Genomic DNA, 19,849 nt, shown 5'->3' with positions numbered 1-19,849 from the left:
GGAGTAAAGAAGTGGATCAGCGACCGCGCCTGTCGGACGTGGCGGCCCGCGTCGGGGTCTCGCCCGCCTCGGTGTCCCTGGTGTTGCGGGGCGCGCCAGGCCCGAGCGCCGAGACCCGTGAGCGGGTCCTCGCCGCCGCGGCCGAGCTGGGTTATCGCGCCGACCGCACGGCCAGCCTGCTGGCCCGCCGCCGGCGTCACCTGCTCGGCGTCATGCTCGACGTGCGCAACCCGTTCCACGCCGAGCTCGTCGAGGAGCTGCACGTCGAGGCCGACCGTTCGGGTTATGAGGTGGTCCTGTCCACGCTGACCCGCAACCGCGACGAGGACGGCGCGATCGAGACCCTGCTCGACTTCCGCTGCGAGGCGCTGATCCTGCTCGGGCCGGACGCGGACTCGTCCTCACTGGACAAGCTCGCCGAGCAGGTGCCGTGCGTCGTGGTCGGCCGTATGGAGCGCGACGCCCAGGTCGACGTGGTGCGCTCGGCCGACGATGTTGGCGTCGACGCGGCCCTCGATCATCTGATCGGTCTCGGACACTCGCGCATCGCCTTCGTCGACGGTGGGTCCGGCGCCGTCGCTCAGGCCCGGCGCCGCGGCTATCGCCGGGCGATGCGCCGGGCCGGGCTCTCCGCGCGGGTCCTGCGGGGTGACCACACGGAAGAGGGAGGTGTACGGGCGGGGAAGGAGCTCCTGACCGACCGGCCGACCGCCGTCATGGCCTCCAACGACCGGCTCGCCGTGGGCGTCATGGACGCCTTCCTCCGCGCGGGCGTCGACGTGCCCGGCGAGGTCTCCGTGGTCGGCTACGACGACAGCACGCTGGCCCGTCTCGCGCACATCGATCTGACCTCGGTCAACCAGGACGCCGCGGGTCAGGCGCGCAACGCCGTACGGGCCGCCGTCTCCCGTCTCGACGGCGGCCGTGCTCAGCGTTCCGAGTTCGTCCTGGTGCCCCACCTGGTCGTGCGCGGCAGCACCTCGGCGCCGGTCAGCCGCACTTGAGCAGGCCGGCCCGCTCCTTGGTCTGCAGCACGTGGCGGGCCGCGTCGTCCACCCGTACACGGAAAGCCTGATCTTTTTCGGCCCGCTCGATCAGCGCGGCCGACATCGGCTTCGCGTGCGACGGGATGATCGTGAGCACCATGTCGCCGCCGGCGGCCACGAAGCGTACGGCCCGCTCTGCCGGAGGAAGCGTGCTGGCCGCCACCGCGGCGCCGAGGTCATCGGAGATGACGAGGCCCTGGAAACCCAGTTTCCCGCGGAGCAGGCCGGTGACGATCGGCTTGGAGTAGGCCGCGATGTTGTCCTTGTCGAGCTTCGGGTAAGAAGCCGACGAGATCATGACGGCGGCCGAGCCCGCGCCGATGCCGGCGGCGAAGGGCTGGAGGTACGGATCGTCGGCCGTCGCGACGTTGTCGACCGCGTTGGTCGACGTGTCGGTGTTGGCCCGCACGCGCCCGAGCCCGGGGAAGTGCTTGAGGGTGGTGAAGACGCCGGCGTCCTGTGAGGCGGGCACGACCGTCCTGATGGCCGTGGCAACCTTGGCGGGATTCGACCCGTACTGCCGCTTGAAGGCGCCGATAGGCGGGTTTGCCTTGCCGATGTCGGCGGGCACGGTGTCGGCGACCGGAGCGAGATTGAGGTTGACACCGATGCCGGAGAGCCGGCGCGCGCTGTCCTGCGTGGTGGTGCGCAGCGTGGCGATCGGGCCGGCGCCGAGACGCTCGGCCGACGGCAGGATCGGGAAGTCCGGCCCCTTGAGCGTCTGCACGCTGCCGCCCTCCTGATCGAGGGCGATCAGCATCGGCAGGGTCGCCTTCGACTGCAGGGTCGCTATGTCACCACCCAGCTCGGAGGCCGCGTGCGTGCTGCGGCCGCGCAGGAACACACCGCCGAGACGATATTGCCGTACGGCGCTGGCGTAGCCCGTGGGGGTGTCGACCGGCACGCCGACCATGAGCAGTTGACCCGCGCGCCCGGCGAGGTCGAGACCGTCCAGCGTACGCGTGACGCAGTCCTTCGGGGGAGCGGAGGACGGCGGCGTGGTCGGCGGCGCTGTCGATGGCGCTGTCGATAGCGTTGGCGAAGGCTCTGTGGAGGGCGCCGCGACCGGCGGCGCGTCCGTGCCGCAGGCGGTCAAGGCGAAGATCGCCGTGACCGCGACGGCGGCCCGGCTCTGCCAGCTGTGTCTCATCGGCGCCCAGGCTAGCGCCTTATTCGGTACGCAGACCTTCGAAGGCGATCCGGGTCAGCGCGTCGGCGATGGCCTCGGCGCCTCCCGTGCGCGGCCGGTACCACTCGGTGAGCGAGTTGACCATGCCCAGGATCAGGCGCGCGACGGTCGCCGGGTCGATGTCCGGCCGTACGCCGCCCTCGGCCTGTGCTTGTTTGACCAGATCGGTGACGATCGTGTCGAAGTCGCGGCGGCGGGACAGCGCGTGCTGCTCGGCCTCGGTGTTGCCGCGCACCCGAAGAAGAACGGTCACGTATTCGAAGCGCTCGGCCAGCACCAGCACGCTGCGCCGCACCAGGCGTTCCAGCCGCTCGGGCGCGGGCACGTCGAGTGCGCGCACCTCGTCCGCGGCCTCGAACAGGCCGTCGAGCGCCCGGTCCATCGCCATCTGGAGCAGCTGCTCCTTGCCGCTGATGTGGTGGTAGACGCTGGATTTCGTGATGCCCAGCGACTCGGCGATGTCGAACATGCTGGTGGCGTCGTAGCCGCGCTCGTTGAACAGCCGCACCGCGGCGGCGAGCACGGCATCCTGGTCATGACCGGGACGTCCGCGCCGTCGTGGGGCCGCAGGTGGGATCATGTCAGTGCCATCCTTTCTCCCGGGGGTTGATTACCGGCCGTTCGGTCGGTAAATATGAGCACAGCCGAACGCAATGGAGCGACGATGACAACCCCCACCGAGTTGTACGAGACGCATTCCGACCTGCTGGATCAAGCGATCCGCGCCGCTTCGGCGCGCGACTACTGGTCCGCATTCCCCGAGTCTCCCAGCAAATCCGTGTACGGCGACGAGGCCGCCCCCGAGGGCGAGCGCGCTTTCCGCGCCCTGCTCGGCAAGCCGTTCCCGATCGAGGTGCCCGGCGCCGACGGCACTGTCTCCACCGAGCGCTCACCCTACGGCGTCGAGCTCGGCGTCAGCTATCCGAAGGCCGACCCACTGGCGGTGATCGCCGCCGCCCGTGCCGCCACCCCGGCGTGGCGTGCCGTCGGCCCGCAGGGCCGCGCCGGCGTCGCGGTGGAGATCATCAAGCGGATCAACGCGCGCAGCTTCGAGATGGCCCACGCGGTGCAGCACACCACCGGCCAGGCCTTCGTCATGGCGTTCCAGGCCGGTGGCCCGCACGCGCAGGACCGCGCCCTCGAGGCGGTGGCCGTCGCGCTGGCCGCGAGCACCCGCATCCCGGTCACCTCCGAGTGGGCCAAGCCCCAGCGCGGCGGCGACCCGCTGCGGCTGGCCAAGACCAGCACGGCCGTCGGCCGGGGCGTCGGCCTGGTCATCGGCTGCACGACCTTCCCCACCTGGAACAGCTACCCCGGCCTGTTCGCGAGCCTGGTCACCGGCAACCCGGTGATCGTGAAGCCGCATCCGGGCGCCGTCCTGCCGCTCGCCATCACCGTGCAGATCTGCCGTGAGGTGCTGTCCGAGGCCGGCTTGAGCCCCGACCTGGTCACGCTCGCGGTCGAGGAGCCCGGCGACGGCATCGCGGCCACCCTGGCCACCCACCCCGACGTGCGCATCGTCGACTTCACCGGTTCCAGCGAGTTCGGCAACTGGCTCGAGGCGAACGCGCGCCAGGCGGTCGTCTACACGGAGAAGTCCGGCCTGAACACGGTCATCGTCGACTCCACCGCCGACTACAAGGGGCTGCTGCGCAACCTGGCCTTCTCGCTGTCGCTCTACAGCGGCCAGATGTGCACCACCCCGCAGAACATCCTGGTCCCGCAGGGCGGCATCGAGACCGACGCCGGCCACCGTAGTGTCGAGAAGTTCGGAGCCGACCTGTCGGCCGCGCTCGACAAGCTGCTGGGCGACCCGGCCCGGGCCGCCGGCACGCTCGGCGCGATCGTCAACGACGGCGTTCTGGCCCGGCTCACCGAGGCCGGCGGCGCCGCCAGCGTGATCCACCCGTCGGCCGAGGTGGCCGACGAGCAGCATCCCGGCGCGACCATCCGCACGCCCGTGGTGGTGCGGCTCGACGCAGCCGACGACAAGGCGTACACCCGCGAGTGGTTCGGCCCGGTGTCGTTCGTCATCGCCACCGAGTCCACGCCGCACAGCCTGCAGATCTTCACCGAGACCGTGCGGGCGCACGGCGCGCTCACGGCGATGGTCCACTCGACCTCGCCCGACGTGCTCGCGGCGGCCCGCGAGGCGGCGCTCGACGCGGGCGTGCACCTCGCGGAAAACCTGACCGGCGGCGTCTTCGTCAACCAGACGGCCGCGTTCAGCGACCTGCACGGCAGCGGCGCCAACCCGGCCGCGACCGCTTCGCTGTCCGACGACTACTTCGTCAGCGGCCGCTTCTTCACGGTCCAGTCCCGCCACCACGTTCCGGCCGCGGAGACCACCGATGCCTGAGGTCTATCTCGTCGGCGGTGTGCGCACCCCGCAGGGCAAGTACGGCGGTGCGCTCGCCGGTGTCCGCCCCGACGACCTCGCCGGTCTGGTCGTGCGCGAGGCGGCCGGCCGGGCCGGGGTGCCCGGCGAGGCGGTCGACGAGGTGGTGCTCGGCGCGGCCAACCAGGCCGGCGAGGACAACCGCAACGTGGCCCGCATGGCGGCGCTGCTCGCGGGCCTGCCCGACACGGTGCCGGGCTACACGGTCAACCGGCTCTGCGCGAGCGGCCTGACCGCGATCGTCTCGGCGGCGAACACGATCCGGGCCGGTGAGGCCGACCTGATCGTGGCCGGTGGCGTCGAGTCGATGACCCGCGCTCCCTGGGTCATGGAGAAACCGGGAACGCCGTGGGCGCGCCCCGGCCAGGTCTTCGACACCTCGCTGGGATGGCGTTTCACCAACCCCGTGTTCCAGGAGCGCGACCGGACCACCCTCAGCATGGGAGAGACCGCCGAGGAGGTCGCCGCCCTCGACGGCATCACCCGCGCCGAGAGCGACGCGTTCGCGCTGCGCAGTCACGAGCGGGCGATCGCCGCGATCGACGCGGGCCGGTTCGACGGCGAGATCGTCCCGGTCGGCGACGTCCGGGCCGACGAGATCCCGCGCCGCGGCTCCACGCTGGAGAAGCTCGGCAAGCTGCGTCCCGTCTTCCGCGGCGACGGCGTGGTCACGGCCGCGTCGTCGTCCCCGCTCAGCGACGGGGCCGCGGCCCTCGTCGTGGCCAGCGGGGAGGCGGTCGAGCGGTACGGCCTGACGCCGCGCGCCCGCGTCGTCACCTCGGCCAGCGCCGGTGTCGCGCCGCATCTCATGGGCCTCGGCCCGGTGCCGGCCACCGAGAAGGCGCTCGGCCGGGCCGGCTGGGGCGCCGGCGACCTCGACGCGGTCGAGCTGAACGAGGCGTTCGCGGTCCAGTCGCTCGCCGTGATCCGGCGGCTCAAGCTCGACGACGAGCGGGTGAACGCCGACGGCGGCGCGATCGCGCTGGGCCACCCGCTCGGCTGCTCGGGCGCCCGCATCACCGTGACCCTGCTCGGCCGCATGGAGCGCGAGGGCGCCCGGCGCGGCCTGGCGACCCTCTGCGTCGGCGTCGGCCAGGGCGTCGCGATGCTCCTGGAGCGCCCATGAGCACCATCGTCGTGGAAGAGCTGGACGACCGGGTCGTCGTGACGCTGCGGCGGCCCGAGGCGCGCAACGCGATCAACGCGGCCATGGTCGGCGAGCTGCACGAGGTCTGCGCCGCGCTCGAGGAGCGCCCCCGCCTGCTGTTGCTGACCGGCGAGGGCGGCACCTTCGCGGCCGGGGCCGACATCGGCGAGCTGCGCCAGCGCGGCCGGGAGCAGGCCTTGCAGGGCATCAACAGCCGGCTCTTCGACCGGATCGCCCGGCTTCCGCTGCCGACCGTCGCCGCCGTCGACGGCTACGCGCTCGGTGGCGGCGCCGAGCTGGCGTATGCGTGCGACATCCGGCTGGCCTCGCCGTCGGCGGTGTTCGGCAACCCCGAGCCGGGTCTCGGCATCCTGGCCGCGGCCGGCGCCTGCTGGCGGCTGCGCGAGCTGGCCGGCGCCTCCGTGGCCAAGCAGGTGCTGCTCGCAGGGCGGCGGCTCGACGCCGACGACGCGCTGCGGTTCGGACTGGTCGCCGAGGTGGTCCCGGCCGGCGACCTGCTCAAGCGGGCGCACGCGCTGCTCGACCGGATGGCCCGCTCCGGGCAGCTCGCGCTGCGGCTGACGAAACTCGTCGCCGACGGCGGTGGCCACCCACTCACCGACGAGCTCGCCCAGGCCATCCTCTTCGAGTCCGAGGAGAAGGCCGAGCGCATGGACGCCTTCCTGGCGGGAGGCCGCTCATGACCGTCCCGAAATTCGTCGGGGTTGTCGGCGGCGGCCGGATGGGCGCCGGGATCACCCAGGTCTTCGCCGTCGCCGGGGCGATGGTCCGGCTGGTCGAGCGAGATCCGGCGGCCGCGGCGGCCGCTCGTGACCGTGTCGCCGCGGGCCTGCGGCGTGCTTCGGAGAAGGGCTTGCTGACCGAGCCGGCCGACGCGGTCCTGGAGCGACTGCTGATCGTCGATGACGTGTCCGCCCTAGGCGGAGACACCGAATTGGTCGTCGAGGCCGTCCCGGAGGACGCCGCACTGAAGGTACGCGTGCTCGCCGCCGCCGAGAAGGCAGTCGGTGACCAGGCGGTGCTGGCCAGCAACACCAGCTCGCTGTCCATCGCCGGGCTGGCCGACGGGCTGGACCGCCCCGAGCGGTTCCTCGGCATGCACTTCTTCAACCCGGTGCCGGGCAGCAAGCTTGTCGAGGTGGTGCTCGGGCCGTCCACCAGCGACGCCGTGCGCGACGCGACCCGGTCCTGGGTGGCCGGGATCGGCAAGACCGAGGTGGTGGTCCGCGACTCGCCGGGCTTCGCCACCAGCCGGCTCGGCGTGCTGCTCGGGCTCGAGGCGATCCGGATGCTCGAGGAGGGCGTCGCCGACGCGGCCTCGATCGACCGCGCCATGGAGCTCGGCTACCGCCACCCGATGGGCCCGCTGCGCTCGACCGACCTGGTCGGCCTCGATGTGCGCCTGGCCATCGCCGAACATCTGCGCCGCGAGCTGGGCGAGCGGTTCGCGCCGCCGCGGCTGCTGCGCGACAAGGTCGCCGCCGGTGAGCTCGGCCGCAAGAGCGGGCAGGGCTTCTTCAAGTGGGAGGTGTCATGAGCGAGGAGCAGGCCTTCGCCGAGGTCATCGACAAGGACCAGCGGATCGAGCCACGCGACTGGATGCCCGACGGCTACCGCAAGACGATGATCCGGCAGATCGCCCAGCACGCCCACTCCGAGATCATCGGCATGCAGCCCGAGGGTGCCTGGATCACCCGCGCGCCGTCGCTGCGCCGTAAGGCGATCCTGCTGGCCAAGGTGCAGGACGAGGCCGGGCACGGGCTCTACCTCTACTCGGCGGCCGAGACGCTCGGCGCCGACCGCGGCGACCTGACCCGGCGGCTGATCGAGGGCCGGCAGAAATACTCGTCCATCTTCAACTACCCGACGCTCACGTTCGCCGACGTCGGCGTGATCGGCTGGCTCGTCGACGGCGCGGCCATCTGCAACCAGGTGCCGCTGTGCCGCAGCTCGTACGGGCCGTACGCGCGGGCGATGATCCGCATCTGCAAGGAGGAGTCCTTCCACCAGCGGCAGGGCTACGAGCTGCTCATGACGATGATGCGCGGCACCGAGGCTCAGCGGGAGATGGTGCGCGACGCCGTCGACCGCTGGTGGTGGCCGTCGCTGATGATGTTCGGGCCGCCCGACGCCGACTCGCCCAACACCGCGCAGTCGATGGCCTGGAAGATCAAGCGGCACACGAACGACGAGCTGCGGCAGCGCTTCGTCGACATGACGGTCCCGCAGGCCGAGGCGCTGGGCGTCACGCTGCCCGACCCCGACCTGCGCTGGAACGCCGAGCGGGAGCACTACGACTTCGGCGCGATCGACTGGTCGGAGCTCAAGCGGGTGATCTCCGGGGACGGGCCGATGAACGCCGAGCGGATAGCGCGCCGGCGGCAGGCCGATGAGGACGGCGCCTGGGTGCGCGAGGCGGCCGCGGCGCACGCGGCCAAGCGGACGGAGGTGCGGGCATGAGCGAGATCCGGCACGAGTGGCCCTTGTTCGAGGTGTTCGTGCGGGCCAAGCGGGGCCTCAACCACGTGCACGTCGGATCGCTGCGGGCGGCCGACCACGCGATGGCGCTGCACCACGCGCGCGACCTCTACACGCGGCGCAACGAGGGCGTCAGCATCTGGGTGGTGCGCTCCGAAGACGTGGTGGCGTCCGGGCCCGACGACAAGGACGCGTTCTTCGCGCCCAGCGGCGACAAGGCGTACCGCCACCCGACGTACTACTCCATCCCCGACTCCGTGCCGCACATCTGAGGCCGCCATGTCCTTCGACGACGCCTACCAGTCGCTCACCGACCACGACGACGACGCCCGTTGGGCGTACGGGACGGGTTTCACCGACCCGCTCGCCGGCGTGCCGTCCGCCCTCCCCGACGGGGTCGACCGCGGTGATCTGGCCGCGTACTGCCTGATGCTCGGCGACGACGCACTGATCCTGTCCCACCGGCTCCAGCAGTGGGTCACCCGCGCGCCCGAGATCGAGGACGAGCTGGCCCTGGCCAACATCGGGCTCGACCTGCTGGGGCAGGCCCGGCTGCTGCTCACCCGGGCCGGCGAGGCCGAGGGCGCCGGGCGCGACGAGGACCAGCTCGCCTATCTGCGCGACCCGGGCGAGTTCCGCAACGTGCGGCTGGCCGAGCGGGCCGACGCCGACTTCGCGGAGCTGGTGGCCCGGCTGCTGGTGTTCTCGACGTGGCGGCTCGCGCTGTTCGACCGGCTGGCCGCGACCGGTGACCCCGTGGTGGCCGCGATCGCCGCCAAGGGTGTCAAGGAGGTCAGCTACCACCGGGACTACGCGGCCGGCTGGGTGGTCCGCCTCGGTGACGGCACCGAGCTGTCCCACGCCCGCACGCAGGCGGCGATCGACGTGGTGTTGCCGCTGTCCGGCGAGTTGTTCGTGGCGCATCCGGTCGAGCGGCGCCTGGCCGAGCTCGACGTGGCGGTCGATCCCGCCGGCCTGCGGGCCGAGTTCGACGACGTCATCGCCCAGGTCCTGCGCGTGGCGACGCTGACGGCGCCCTCGCAGCCGTCGCCGCAGCAGTCGCCCGGCCGCGACGGTGACCACGGTGCGGAGCTGACCGAGATCCTCGCCGAGATGCAGGGGCTGGCACGCGCGACCCCGGGCGGTGTCTGGTGAGCGCCGCCGACATCGCCGCGACGGTCACCGATCCCGAGCTGCCGATGCTGACCTTGGCCGAGCTGGGCATCATCCGCGACGTCGAGGAGGGCGCCGACGGGGTGGTCGTCACGATCACGCCGACGTACTCGGGGTGCCCGGCCATGGAGGCGATCCGGGCCGATCTGCTCGCGGCGTTGCGTGGGGGCGGGTTCGAGCAAGCCCAGGTGCGCACGGTGCTGGCGCCGGCCTGGACCACCGACTGGATCTCGGAGTCGGGGCGGGCGAAGCTCGCCGAGGCCGGCATCGTTCCGCCCGGCCCGGCGCCGCGCCGGCCGGCCGGACCCGTGCCGTTGACGCTGGGCGTCCGCGACGACGGGGTCGCCTGCCCTCGCTGCGGGCAGCCGCGCACCGAGCAGATCACCGCGTTCAGCGCCACCGCGTGCCGCGAGCTGCGGCGGTGCCCGGCCTGCCGCGAACCCTTCGAGCACGTCAAAGCGATCTGAGGGGGGAGACTGATGGTGGTTCGGGAGTTCTACCCGCTGCGGGTCGCGCAGGTCGAGCGGCTCTGCGACGACGCCGTGGCCGTGACGTTCGACGTCCCGGCGAAGCTCGCGGGGACGTACCGGTTCCGGCCCGGGCAGTCGCTGACCGTGCGGCGGCCGGGCGACGAGCGCGACGAGCGCCGGTCGTACTCGATCTGCGCCCCGGCCGGTGAGAAACCGCGGATCGGCGTGCGCGAGGTACCGGGCGGTCTCGTCTCCGGGTGGCTGGTGCATCAGGTGCAGGTGGGCGACGCGGTCGAGGTGGCGCCGCCGTCCGGCACCTTCACCCCCGATGTCGAGGCCGGCGGCCGGCACGTCATGATCGCGGCGGGCTCGGGGATCACGCCGGTGCTGTCGATCGCCACGTCGTTGCTGCGGCATCCGCAGGCCCAGGTCGCCGTGCTCTACGGCAACCGGCGGGCCGACACCGTGATGTTCGCCGAGGAGCTCGCCGACCTGAAGGACCGCCATCCGTCGCGGCTCGAGCTCGTGCATCTGCTGTCCCGGGAGGCCCGCGAGGTCGACCTGCTCAGCGGGCGCCTCGACGCGGACAAGCTGCGCGCGCTGCTGCCGATGTTGCTCGATGTGGCGGCGGTGGATCACTGGTGGCTGTGCGGCCCGTACGGCATGGTGACCGACGCGATCCAGGTGCTCGGCGAGGCCGGGGTGCCGCCGGAGCGGATCCACCGCGAGCTGTTCTGGGTGGACGAGGCGCCGCCGGAGCCCGTGCGCGAGGAAGCCGCGACGGGCGGAGCCGGCAGCAGCGACGTGACGGTGATGCTGGACGGGCGCTCGACGACGGTGACGGTCGGTGCGGGCGACACCGTGCTCGAGGGCGCGCAGCGATCCCGGCCCGACCTGCCGTTCGCCTGCAAGGGCGGCGTCTGTGGCACGTGCCGGGCCCGGGTCGTCGAAGGCGACGTGACGATGCGGCGCAACTTCGCCCTGGAGCCGGCCGAGTTGGCCGCGGGCTTCGTCCTGACCTGCCAGTCCGTCCCCGCGTCGCCGAAGGTCACCGTCACCTTCGACGACTGAGGGGCGGCCGATCATCCGGTGATCCGATTCGGTCAGGGGATTGATGGCGCGCTAGAGGAAGGAGTGGGTGATCCGCTCGGACTTGACGCGGGCGGAGAGCTTCGCCGGGTCCAGGTTGGCGCAGAGGACTATCGACGCTCCGGCGACCATCGGGGTCAGCAGCCACGTCAGTGGCTGCTCCTGGGTGGCGGCGTTGATCAGGACGCGGTCGCCGGCCGTGATGCCGCGCTGGGCGGCCATTTCGGCGGCTACGGCGGCGTAGGCGCCGTAGGTGGTGCCGTCGGTGGTCGCGGGGGCGTCGGCCGGCGGGGTGATCGAGGGCGGGGCGGCGCCCAAGTGGGGATGGACGGCGGTGGCGTAGTCGCGGTAGCCGCGAGGGGCCTCGGGGGAAGGAGAGCCGGACGGGGTGAGGGACAGAACGAACTGGTCGGTTCCGATCGGGACCTCGTCGAGCCAGCTGTCCACACGGCGGCGGTGGACGAAGGTGACGTCCAGCGGGGCGCCGGCCGGGGACAGGCCGGCGGTCGCCCAGTCCCGGTAGGAGACCGCTATGCCGGCCGACCAGGCTCCGAGCAGGACAGCGGCGGTCTGCCAGTGCGGCGGCAGCAGCACGGCGGCGGTGCTGCGCGGGCCGTGGCCGCACTCGCCGGTGAGCAGGGCGGCGGTGGCGGCGGCCCAGGTGCCGAGCTCGGCCGCGGTGAGCGCCGTGCGTTCTCCGGTGGCGTCGTCGTAGTACGTGATCAGCTGATCGTGCCCGGTCATGCACCGAAGCCTAGGCGGCCAGGTCCAAGCGAAGCTCGCGTGCCTCGGCGGCGTACCTCGTGAGGAGGTGCACCGTTCGTGGACCGGCCACACCGTCCGGGTCGAGGCCGGTGCGGGCCTGGAAGACCCGCACCGCCATCGTGAGCTGATCGTCGCCGTCGGCCGGGGTCAGGCCGATGTCGGTCAGCAGTTCGCGCACGACCGCCGGGTCGGCCGGAGGCGGAGGCGCGGTCCAGCCCACCAGGCCGCCGACCGCGGTGCCGACCACGCTGAGCATTCCTCGTGCGGACATCTCGTACCTCCTGCTGAAGTGGGGATGACTCCAGCATCGGGCGGACATCTGTGCCCGACATCGGACCCGCGTCGGTCAAAGCTGTGCCCGACTGCGACTTTCGGCCGATGCCCGGCTGCTCCCTAAGGGCACATCGTGTTGCTGGCCAGCGCGAACAGCCGCTTCGCCTGCGGACCGGACACCCCCTGCGCCCGAAACTCCCGCACGACCGCCGGCGCCTTCTTCCCCGCGGCCAGCCCCCGGCACGCCTGCTCCCCGAACGCCGCCACCTCCTCGTCCCGCCGGTCGATCGCCACCTCCGGAAGATCACGCTGCACGGCCGCCACAAACGCCCGCACATCACCTCGGGACCGCGCTTCGCCGGCCGCGTCGCTCTTCCGGGACGCGGCCGACGTCGGGCTCGGGCTCGGCGCCGCGGCTTGCGGTTGCTCGATTTCCGTTTGCTGTACGGGGGTGACGGGCGCCGCCGCAGTCGTGGGGCCGCCCGCCGCAGTCGTGCCGCCGGCTGCCGCAGTCGTGGGGCCGGCCACGGGCGCGGGGCTGTGCGAGGAGCAGGCGCCGAGCGCACCGGCGAGAACAACAGCGAGAACACCGCCGACACGGAGACGCTTCCGGGCGAAGCCGAGGAACCCACGCAGCCGACGGCTCACCGGGTGGCCGGTGCGATGGCCGAAAGCGCGGCGGCTCATCTGGTGGCCATCCGGAAAAGCGAGCGCGCGAGATCCCACCGGGTGGCCGTCGGATGGGCCGGAGGCGCGGCGGCTCGTCGGGTGGGCGTTGGGTGGGCTGGGCAAGCGGCGGCTCGTCGGGTGGGCGTTGGGTGGGCTGGGCAAGCGGCGGCTCGTCGGGTGGGCGTTGGGGGCGCGGAAGCTTGTTGGGTGGGCGTTGGGGGTGGTGGGAGTGCGGGGGCTCATCGGGTGGGGGCCGGGCGGTGGGTGAGGGCGGGGCTCGTCGGGGGCCAGGTCGGCATGGGGTGGGGCGGGGTGATCGTGGGGCCGAAGGGCTTGCGTTCCGCTCTTGTGGGGTCGATCGGGCCCATCGCGGGTGGGGCCGGGGGACGGAGGGAGGCTTTCACGGGTCCTTCTTCGCGGGACGAGATGGGTGCAACCGGGACGAAAAGCACCCGACGACCGTAGGCGGGCTGGAGGCGTACGACCGGCGCCGCGCCCACTGACGGGCGGTAACCGGACCCGGAAGGGGGACCCGCCGCGTACAGCGAACCCACAGACGGCTCACCGGTGGGCAACAAGAAGCGGGGTCAAGGTTGTCGCATCAGCCAACGAAGCGAGGCGCCGCCATGACCGATCTGATGAACCGGCCCACCGACCCGAACCAGGCCGGGATCGGGGACCACTACAGCCGGTACGACGATGTGACGCCCCCGCCGCCGTTCGTGCCGCCCGCAGCGCCTTCGTCCGGTGGCAGCCGGTGGCCGCGGCGGATCGCGGGTGGCGCGGCGCTGATCGCGCTCGTCGCGGGAGCGGGAACGGCCGGTGGCGTGGTCGCCGAGCGCTATCTGATCGACCACGACTCGACGGCCGCGGCCACGGCGACGACCGCCAGCAGCACCACGGTCACCGAGGATCAGGACCTGGCCGCGATCGTCAAGCAGGTGCAGCCGAGCATCGTCACCGTCATGGTCGACGGCACCCGGGAGTCGTCGCTCGGCTCGGGAGTCGTGCTCACCTCGACCGGGCTGATCCTGACGAACAACCACGTCATCTCGTCCGAGGGCACCGTCAGCGTCCGGCTGTCGAACGGCACCACCGTGCCCGCGAGCGTCGTGGCCACCGACACCACCCACGACCTGGCCCTGGTGCAGGCGAGCGGGCTCACCGGGCTGACGCCGGCGACCTTCGGCACCGACGACAGCCTCGCCGTGGGTGACACCGTGCTGGCCTTCGGGGCGCCGCTCGGCCTGGAGAACACGGTGACCTCCGGCATCGTCTCCGCGACCGACCGCAGCATCAACACCGGCACCGAGCAGCTCACCGGGCTGCTGCAGACCGACGCCGCGATCAACGAGGGCAACTCGGGCGGCGCGCTGGTCGACCTGTCCGGCCACGTCGTCGGCATCAACGTGGCCATCGCGACCGCCAGCGACTCGTCCACCGGCAGCATCGGCGTCGGCTTCGCCATCCCGGCCGACACCGTCACCAGCGTCGTCAAGCAGCTCGAGAGCCAGATCAGCTGACCGCCCCGGAGGTTCGCCGGTCAGCAGCCGTTGCCGAGGCGCTTGGAGACGGCGGCCGATGTGTAGCCCTCGCAGTAGCCGCCGCTGCCCAGGTTGAGGGGGCGCCAGGTGCGGGCTTCCGTGTCGTACTCGAAGAGCACGCCGGCCGGTTGGACGTTCTTCCCCTCGACGATGGTGATGGCCGTCGCGTAACCCTGGTAGCAGGTTTCATCCTTCAGGGCGACCGTCGGCTTGGTGCGCGCTGACATGTCCTTGTCGGCGCGCAACGCCTTGTAGAGGACGGCCGCCGAGACGGGGCAGGGGTTGGTGTCACGCGGGGGAGCCGTGGCCGACGCTTTGGCCGTGGCGGTCGGCTCGGCGTCGACGGTGGCCGTCGGCTTGACGGTCGTGGCCGTGGCGGTGGGCGACGAAGTGGGCACGGCGGAGGTGCTGGCGGTGGCGGCCGGCGAGGTTGTGGTCACCGGTGCGGCCACGCCGTCCACGTGCTCGGGGCTGTCGCAGGCGGCGAGGGCGAGACTGGTGGCGGCGAGGGCGAGGATGGCGGTGAAAGCGCGCATGGGAATCGGCTCTCCTGGTGCTTTCGGAATGTGCTGTCTTTCGTTGTGATGCGCGCGTGGCCGTCCTGGTTCTCGGATTTCATAACGAGCCGATAACGGGGATCACCGTGGTGGTTCGGGTAATCCGGCGGCTAGTTGGTCCAGGGCGCCGATGAGCATGGCCCTCAGTTCGGCCGGCCGGCCCCCGATGCCCACGAAGTGTTTGAAGGTCACGGTGTTGGCGGCCATCACGGCGGCGGCCACCAGCTTCGGGTAGAGGTCGGCCTCGGGGTCGGTGCCGGTGCGCGCGGCGACCGCGGCGGCCAGCGCGGTCTCGGCGTCGGCCGAGGCCCGGAGCGTCTCGGCCTTGATGGCCGGGACGGCGGTCATCAGGCGCAGCCCGGCGGCCCAGGCCTGGGTGTCGCGCGGAAGTGGAGCCGCGGTCACCTGAGCGGTCTGCTCGAACTGTGCCAGCACGGCCTGGGTGATCGCCTCCCAGAGTGGCTCGCCGGCCGGCCGGTCCCGCAGCGCCTCGGCGACCTGGAGGCAGCGGTCCAGGTGACGGGAGGCGACGGCCTCGGCCTTGCTGGAGAAGTAGTTGTTGAAGGTGCGCGCCGAGACGCCGGCCTCGGTGGCGATGTCTTCCACGAGCACACCGTCATAGCCGCGCTCGACGATCAGGCGGATGGCGGCCCAGCTCAGCGCGGTCCGGGTGGCTTGCTTCTTGCGTTCCCGGAGTCCCACACCTCAACGATAATCAGCGGTGCGCGCCCCGCAAAGATGCGCGGCGCGCAACGCTCAGCCCGCCAGGTGACCCCAGCGGTCCTCCAGCTCCTGCCAGGTGCCCTGGTCCTCGACCTTGCCGGCGATCAGGACGACGACATGGTCGGCCTGGCTCAGGGCGGCCCGTTTCGACGTCGAGCCGACCACGGTGACGCCGTGCGAGCGCAGGGCCCGCCACAGCTCGAGCTCGGTCGTCACGTCCAGGGCCGAGGAGACGTCGTCGGCGATCAGCAGCTCGGTACGCGGGGCCAGGGCGCGGGCCAGGGCCAGACGTTGCAGCTGACCCCCGGAGAGCCGGGTGCCCTTGTGACCGATCAGCAGGCCGAGGCCGCCGCCCGCCGCGGCCAGGTCGTGTTCCAGCTGAGCGGTGGAGACGGCGTCGGCCGCGTCGACCTCGTGGCCCAGCTGGATGTTGTCGGCCACGGTGCCGGACAGGACGCGGGGCAGCTGCGCCACGTACCCGACCTGGTTGGGCCTCAAAAAGACCTCGGGCTCGTCGACCGGGTCGCCGTTCCAGACCAGCTCGCCGGTGTGGTGCGGGCGCGGTGCCGGCCGACAGGTCGACGCCGGGCACGTCCTTGGAGTACTCGGACTCGCCGGTCATGGCCACCGTCCGCTTGGTCCAGACCCGCGCCGACGGGAACTGCGAGACCAGCGAGGCGGTCGTCCAGGCGAACCAGCGGGCCGAGCCGAGCGTCGCCACCGCGATCAGGGTCGCCGCCGACGAGAGCGAACCGGCCAGGTAGAGGGCCCAGGCCGCGATCGGCAGCAGGCCGCTGGCGATCGACGGGGTGGAGCGGGCCCACACCTGGATGGCGATCTCGCGCCGCTGCAGCTCGCTGCGGGTGAAGTCGAGCCGGGCCAGGTGGTTCAGCACCGGCTCGGTGGCACCGGCCAGCTTGACCGTGCGCGCGGCCGACAGCGACGAGACCAGCGACGTCGCGAAGGCGGCGCGGGCGGCCACCGTACGGCGGGCGGCCTTTTCCAGCCTCGGGCCGAACAGCGTGGCCGCCAGCCCGGACAGGACCATCGTGCCGATGAAGAACAGCGCCGGCACGAACGACTGCGACGCCAGCGTCATCGCCACGATCATGACGAGGCTGGTGGCGTTATCGATCAGGTTGTCGGCCAGCATGACCACGCGCTCGGTGTCGCCGCCCTGCGCGACCACCTCGGCCGGGGTGTGCTTGCTGACCCGGCGCGGGCCGATCTGGCCGTGCACCAGGCGCATGCTGATCCGCAGCATCTGCCGGACCCACCACTCCGGGAACCAGGCGCCCGTGTAGTACAGCGTCGGGATGGCCACCAGCAGGCCGGCCGCGATGCCGATCGCCGGGTAGAGCGGGTTGCCGATGCCGTCGACCACGTTCGACCAGAGCAGCGGCAGGATCGCACCGTCCAGGCCGAGCAGCACGAGGATCGCGAACAAGGCGACCGCGCCCAGCCCGTACCTCTTGTCGTTCAGCGTCAGCCGCGCGATCTCGCGGAACGTGTGCGCCTTGGGCGGCTCGGGCAGCGGCGGCGGCTCGACCGGCGGAAGGTTGTTGGCCAGCAGCTCGGCGCCGAGCTCGACCTGGGCCGCGGTGTCCCAGTCGTGCTCCTCGAGCAGCACCCCGCCGCCGCCCGGCACCGCGGCCGGAACGGCCAGGTTGCTGCTGGCCATCAGCTCGGCGAACCGCTGCGACTCGCGCAGCGGGCCCGACTCGAGCACCTCGCCGTCGGCCAGCACGACCACCTCGTCGCAGCGCTGCACCGACGACAGCCGGTGCGCCACGATCACGCCGATGCGGCCGGTGAGCAGGCGGTCGGTGGCCCGCTGGACCCACGACTCGGTGACCGGGTCCATCCGGGCGGTCGCCTCGTCGAGGATCACCACATGCGGGTCGCGCACGAGGATGCGGGCGAACGCGACCAGCTGCTCCTGGCCGGCCGAGAGCTTGTAGCCGTTCTCGCCGAGCCGGGTGTCGATGCCGTCGGGCAGGCCGGCCACCCACGGGCTCAGACCCAGCTCGTCGAGCGCGCCGGCCGCCTTGGGCAGCAGCTCGGGGTCGAACAGCGCGATGTTCTCGGCCAGCGTGCCGGCCAGGATCTCGGTGCGCTGCGGGACGATCGCCGTCCAGCGGCGCAGACCCTCGACGTTCATGTCGTTGAGGTCGGCCCCGCCCAGGAAGACCGAGCCCCGCGGCACGTCGACGGCCCGGGTCAGCACCTTGGCCAGTGTCGACTTGCCGGAGCCGGTGCGGCCGATCAGCGCGTACGACCGGCCGCGGGCGAAGGTCAGGTTGACGTCGCGCAGGGCCGGCGGGCGCCCGCTGTCGGACTCGCCGTAGCGGAACGTCAGACCCCGTACCACCAAATCGCCGTCGACCGGGGGAACTCCCTCGGTCGGCTCCTGCGGCACGTCCTGCAGCAGCTGCACCCGGCTCCAGGCGCCCAGAGCGTTCTGCAGCTCGGGCACCATGCGGGTGACGTGCTCGAGGGTGCCGCCGAAGCCGAGCGCGAGCAGCCAGACGGCGGTCAGCCGGGCACCGTCGATGTTGCCGGTGAACAGGGCCCAGGCACCGACCACGACCAGCGCCGCGATGAGCGACCGGGTGATCGTGCCGGCGCCCATGGTGATGCGGGCCGAGGAATGCCAGACCAGGCGCCCGCGCCGCAGCACCTCGGCCGCGCGCCGGGCGTACAGCCGGCGGACATAAGGAGCGGCCAGGCTCGTACGGACGTCGTCCTGACCGTGGATGGACTCCTCCATCACGGCGGCCAGGTCGGACCAGGACTCCTCCTCGGAGATCCGCAGCGGGGAGATGCGCTGGATCGGCTTGTTCATGGTGACGTACAAAAGGATCGAAACCAGGACCATGCCGACGCCGGCCGGCCACCACACGAAGAACGCGGTGACGATCGAGAAGACCGCCACCGCCACCGACTGCGCGATCCGCACGCCGCTGCCGCGCAGTTGGGCGCCGACCTCGTAGACGTCGGAGTCGATACGGTCGAGCAGCTCACCGACCGGCGTGTTCTCCAGGGTCGGCAGATCCTGCCCGAAGGCGACCCGGTTGAGCCCGCGCCGCACCTTGGCCGCCCAGTCGGCGGTCAGCCGCGAGGCGACCAGCCCGACGAAGACATCGCTGAGCACCGAGGCGACGAGCGCCGCCGCGAGCACGGTGAACAGAGGCATGGACCGGTCGACGAGCACGGCGCCGGCCAGCGCGAGAGCACCCGCCTGCCCGGCCGCGCCGAGCAGGATGAGGACCGCCACGAGACCTGTGCGGCCTTTCGAGGTGATCCACAGGTCGCGAAGCAGGCGCATTGCGTAATCCTTTTGGGATGGGGTGAACCGGGGGGTCTTCCCATCTTTGTCGCCGACCGTGAGGTCTTCAACGGAATTACCTCGTCGCCATATATCGCCTGTGTCACCCCGCCGGACGAGCGGACATGCGCAGCAGGACGCCCAGCAGGTGGGCGTAGCCGCGGGCGTCGTCGATGGCCCGGTGGGTGTGTTCGATGTCGCCGAGCCACTCCGGGGGCAGGTGGCGCGGGGCCACCTCGGTGATGGGGCGGCCGGTGACCGCTGCCGTGTACGTGCGCAGGCACAGGCCGGGGCGGATCTCGAACAGGACATCCTTCTCGTACGGACCCTGGACGACCCCGTAGCGGGTGAAGCGGCGCAGGTAGTAGTCGATCCACATGCCGTCGAAGGCGATGGGGCACGCCGTGAAGACGCAGGGGCCCGGCAGCGCCTTCACCCACGAGGCGAAGCGGGTCATCTCGCCGGCCGGTGGTTTCGGGTTCTCCGTGGCGGCGGCCCACGCCTCGGGATGGGTCTGGAACCAGGCGTACGTGTCGGGGTTCGGTGCCGAGCCGGGCAAGGGCTCCAGCACGGTCTCGAAGACGCCCAGCTCCTCTCCGTCGCCGGTCACGGCGACGGAGGCGAACGAGCGCATCGAGTTGGGGCCGGGCCACGGGCCGTCGGCCTCGATGTCGGTGACGACGTAGATCAAGTGATCCCCTTGGAGCGAAGCGAGCGGAGCAGGGCCACGCCGCCCAGGCCGGCGGCGATCGGGCCCAAGGCTAGGGCGGCCCAGCCACCGACCACGCCGTTGCCGGTGCCGGGGCCGCCGTCGGCGGTGGCGACGACCAGGATGCCGGTGAAGGTGCCGGCGAGGCCGGCGGCCACGGCGGACAGGGGCAGCAGGCGGGCCGGGCGGGTCAGGGCGCGGATTCCGGCGATCACGCCGGCCAGGGCCAGCAGGGCGGCGACGGTGGCGATGAGGCGGTCTGCAGTCATG

The 19,849-nt window shown here is 72.2% G+C and carries 20 protein-coding genes and 1 pseudogene; 11 read left to right on the top strand and 10 right to left on the bottom strand.

Going from position 1 to position 19,849, the window contains the following annotated elements; all coding sequences use genetic code 11:
* Window positions 1-11 precede the first annotated feature (11 nt).
* Window positions 12-1,004: a LacI family DNA-binding transcriptional regulator gene (locus CRP55_RS21785; RefSeq protein WP_097321969.1), complete on the top strand. Its 993-nt coding sequence runs from the start codon at window positions 12-14 to the stop codon at window positions 1,002-1,004.
* Here the strand turns inward: CRP55_RS21785 and CRP55_RS21780 are convergent.
* Entirely contained in the window at window positions 991-2,196 is a 1,206-nt protein-coding gene (locus tag CRP55_RS21780) for a glycoside hydrolase family 3 N-terminal domain-containing protein (RefSeq protein WP_097321968.1), read from the bottom strand. The two genes, CRP55_RS21785 and CRP55_RS21780, sit on opposite strands and share 14 nt — an antisense overlap.
* Before the next feature lie 19 nt (window positions 2,197-2,215).
* A complete protein-coding gene (locus tag CRP55_RS21775; protein WP_097321967.1) occupies window positions 2,216-2,815 on the bottom strand; it encodes a TetR/AcrR family transcriptional regulator in 600 nt (199 codons plus the stop codon).
* Window positions 2,816-2,899: 84 nt separating this feature from the next.
* Between CRP55_RS21775 and paaN the strand changes: the two genes are divergently transcribed.
* Genes paaN through paaE form a run of 9 tightly spaced genes read left to right on the top strand, consistent with a single transcriptional unit; the run spans window position 2,900 to window position 10,993 of the window.
* The gene (gene paaN / locus CRP55_RS21770; RefSeq protein ID WP_097321966.1) at window positions 2,900-4,594 is read left to right on the top strand and encodes a phenylacetic acid degradation protein PaaN; all 1,695 of its coding nucleotides are present in this window, start codon (window positions 2,900-2,902) and stop codon (window positions 4,592-4,594) included.
* Window positions 4,587-5,759 (top strand): thiolase family protein, encoded by a 1,173-nt coding sequence (locus CRP55_RS21765; protein ID WP_097321965.1) that lies wholly within the window; start codon window positions 4,587-4,589, stop codon window positions 5,757-5,759. Before paaN ends, CRP55_RS21765 begins: the two co-directional genes overlap by 8 nt.
* On the top strand, window positions 5,756-6,484 hold the full coding sequence (locus CRP55_RS21760) for an enoyl-CoA hydratase/isomerase family protein (RefSeq protein WP_097321964.1): 729 nt from the start codon (window positions 5,756-5,758) through the stop codon (window positions 6,482-6,484). Before CRP55_RS21765 ends, CRP55_RS21760 begins: the two co-directional genes overlap by 4 nt.
* A complete protein-coding gene (locus CRP55_RS21755; RefSeq protein WP_097321963.1) occupies window positions 6,481-7,338 on the top strand; it encodes a 3-hydroxyacyl-CoA dehydrogenase family protein in 858 nt (285 codons plus the stop codon). The genes CRP55_RS21760 and CRP55_RS21755 overlap by 4 nt, the downstream gene beginning before the upstream one ends.
* Window positions 7,335-8,261: a 1,2-phenylacetyl-CoA epoxidase subunit PaaA gene (gene paaA / locus CRP55_RS21750; protein ID WP_097321962.1), complete on the top strand. Its 927-nt coding sequence runs from the start codon at window positions 7,335-7,337 to the stop codon at window positions 8,259-8,261. Before CRP55_RS21755 ends, paaA begins: the two co-directional genes overlap by 4 nt.
* The gene (gene paaB, locus CRP55_RS21745; protein ID WP_097321961.1) at window positions 8,258-8,551 is read left to right on the top strand and encodes a 1,2-phenylacetyl-CoA epoxidase subunit PaaB; all 294 of its coding nucleotides are present in this window, start codon (window positions 8,258-8,260) and stop codon (window positions 8,549-8,551) included. Before paaA ends, paaB begins: the two co-directional genes overlap by 4 nt.
* Window positions 8,552-8,558: 7 nt before the next feature.
* Window positions 8,559-9,434, top strand: a complete 876-nt coding sequence (gene paaC, locus CRP55_RS21740; RefSeq protein ID WP_097321960.1) for a 1,2-phenylacetyl-CoA epoxidase subunit PaaC — start codon at window positions 8,559-8,561, stop codon at window positions 9,432-9,434.
* Window positions 9,428-9,919 carry a 1,2-phenylacetyl-CoA epoxidase subunit PaaD gene (gene paaD, locus CRP55_RS21735; protein WP_097321959.1) on the top strand — a complete coding sequence of 164 codons (492 nt, stop codon included), beginning with the start codon at window positions 9,428-9,430 and terminating at the stop codon, window positions 9,917-9,919. Before paaC ends, paaD begins: the two co-directional genes overlap by 7 nt.
* Before the next feature lie 12 nt (window positions 9,920-9,931).
* Window positions 9,932-10,993 carry a 1,2-phenylacetyl-CoA epoxidase subunit PaaE gene (gene paaE / locus CRP55_RS21730; protein ID WP_097321958.1) on the top strand — a complete coding sequence of 354 codons (1,062 nt, stop codon included), beginning with the start codon at window positions 9,932-9,934 and terminating at the stop codon, window positions 10,991-10,993.
* A gap of 51 nt (window positions 10,994-11,044) precedes the next feature.
* On the opposite strand, the gene CRP55_RS21725 is transcribed toward paaE, so the two are convergent.
* From CRP55_RS21725 to CRP55_RS53175, 3 genes are all read right to left on the bottom strand, one after another.
* A complete protein-coding gene (locus CRP55_RS21725; protein ID WP_097321957.1) occupies window positions 11,045-11,755 on the bottom strand; it encodes a TIGR03089 family protein in 711 nt (236 codons plus the stop codon).
* A 10-nt stretch (window positions 11,756-11,765) separates the two neighbouring features.
* Entirely contained in the window at window positions 11,766-12,047 is a 282-nt protein-coding gene (locus CRP55_RS21720) for a peptidoglycan-binding protein (RefSeq protein ID WP_097321956.1), read from the bottom strand.
* Window positions 12,048-12,169: 122 nt separating this feature from the next.
* Window positions 12,170-12,364: a DUF732 domain-containing protein gene (locus tag CRP55_RS53175; RefSeq protein WP_245923268.1), complete on the bottom strand. Its 195-nt coding sequence runs from the start codon at window positions 12,362-12,364 to the stop codon at window positions 12,170-12,172.
* A gap of 980 nt (window positions 12,365-13,344) precedes the next feature.
* Between CRP55_RS53175 and CRP55_RS21710 the strand changes: the two genes are divergently transcribed.
* On the top strand, window positions 13,345-14,241 hold the full coding sequence (locus tag CRP55_RS21710; RefSeq protein ID WP_097321954.1) for a S1C family serine protease: 897 nt from the start codon (window positions 13,345-13,347) through the stop codon (window positions 14,239-14,241).
* A 20-nt stretch (window positions 14,242-14,261) separates the two neighbouring features.
* Here the strand turns inward: CRP55_RS21710 and CRP55_RS21705 are convergent, their stop codons facing one another.
* The 5 genes and pseudogenes from CRP55_RS21705 to CRP55_RS21685 form a co-directional block, all read right to left on the bottom strand.
* Window positions 14,262-14,798 (bottom strand): hypothetical protein, encoded by a 537-nt coding sequence (locus CRP55_RS21705; protein ID WP_097321953.1) that lies wholly within the window; start codon window positions 14,796-14,798, stop codon window positions 14,262-14,264.
* Between the two features lie 102 nt (window positions 14,799-14,900).
* Window positions 14,901-15,521, bottom strand: a complete 621-nt coding sequence (locus CRP55_RS21700; RefSeq protein WP_097321952.1) for a TetR/AcrR family transcriptional regulator — start codon at window positions 15,519-15,521, stop codon at window positions 14,901-14,903.
* 54 nt (window positions 15,522-15,575) lie between these two features.
* Window positions 15,576-18,870 (bottom strand): annotated as a pseudogene (locus tag CRP55_RS21695) (ATP-binding cassette domain-containing protein).
* Window positions 18,871-18,973: 103 nt separating this feature from the next.
* On the bottom strand, window positions 18,974-19,561 hold the full coding sequence (locus CRP55_RS21690; protein ID WP_097321951.1) for a 3'-5' exonuclease family protein: 588 nt from the start codon (window positions 19,559-19,561) through the stop codon (window positions 18,974-18,976).
* Entirely contained in the window at window positions 19,558-19,848 is a 291-nt protein-coding gene (locus CRP55_RS21685) for a DUF6223 family protein (RefSeq protein ID WP_097321950.1), read from the bottom strand. Before CRP55_RS21685 ends, CRP55_RS21690 begins: the two co-directional genes overlap by 4 nt.
* Between the last annotated feature and the right edge of the window lies 1 nt (window position 19,849).

Origin of the sequence: Paractinoplanes atraurantiacus (assembly GCF_900215205.1) — a bacterium.
Taxonomy (GTDB): Bacteria; Actinomycetota; Actinomycetes; order Mycobacteriales; family Micromonosporaceae; genus Actinoplanes; species Actinoplanes atraurantiacus.
Note: the sequence above shows the minus strand (reverse complement) of the source record. Positions and strands in the feature narration are given on the sequence as shown.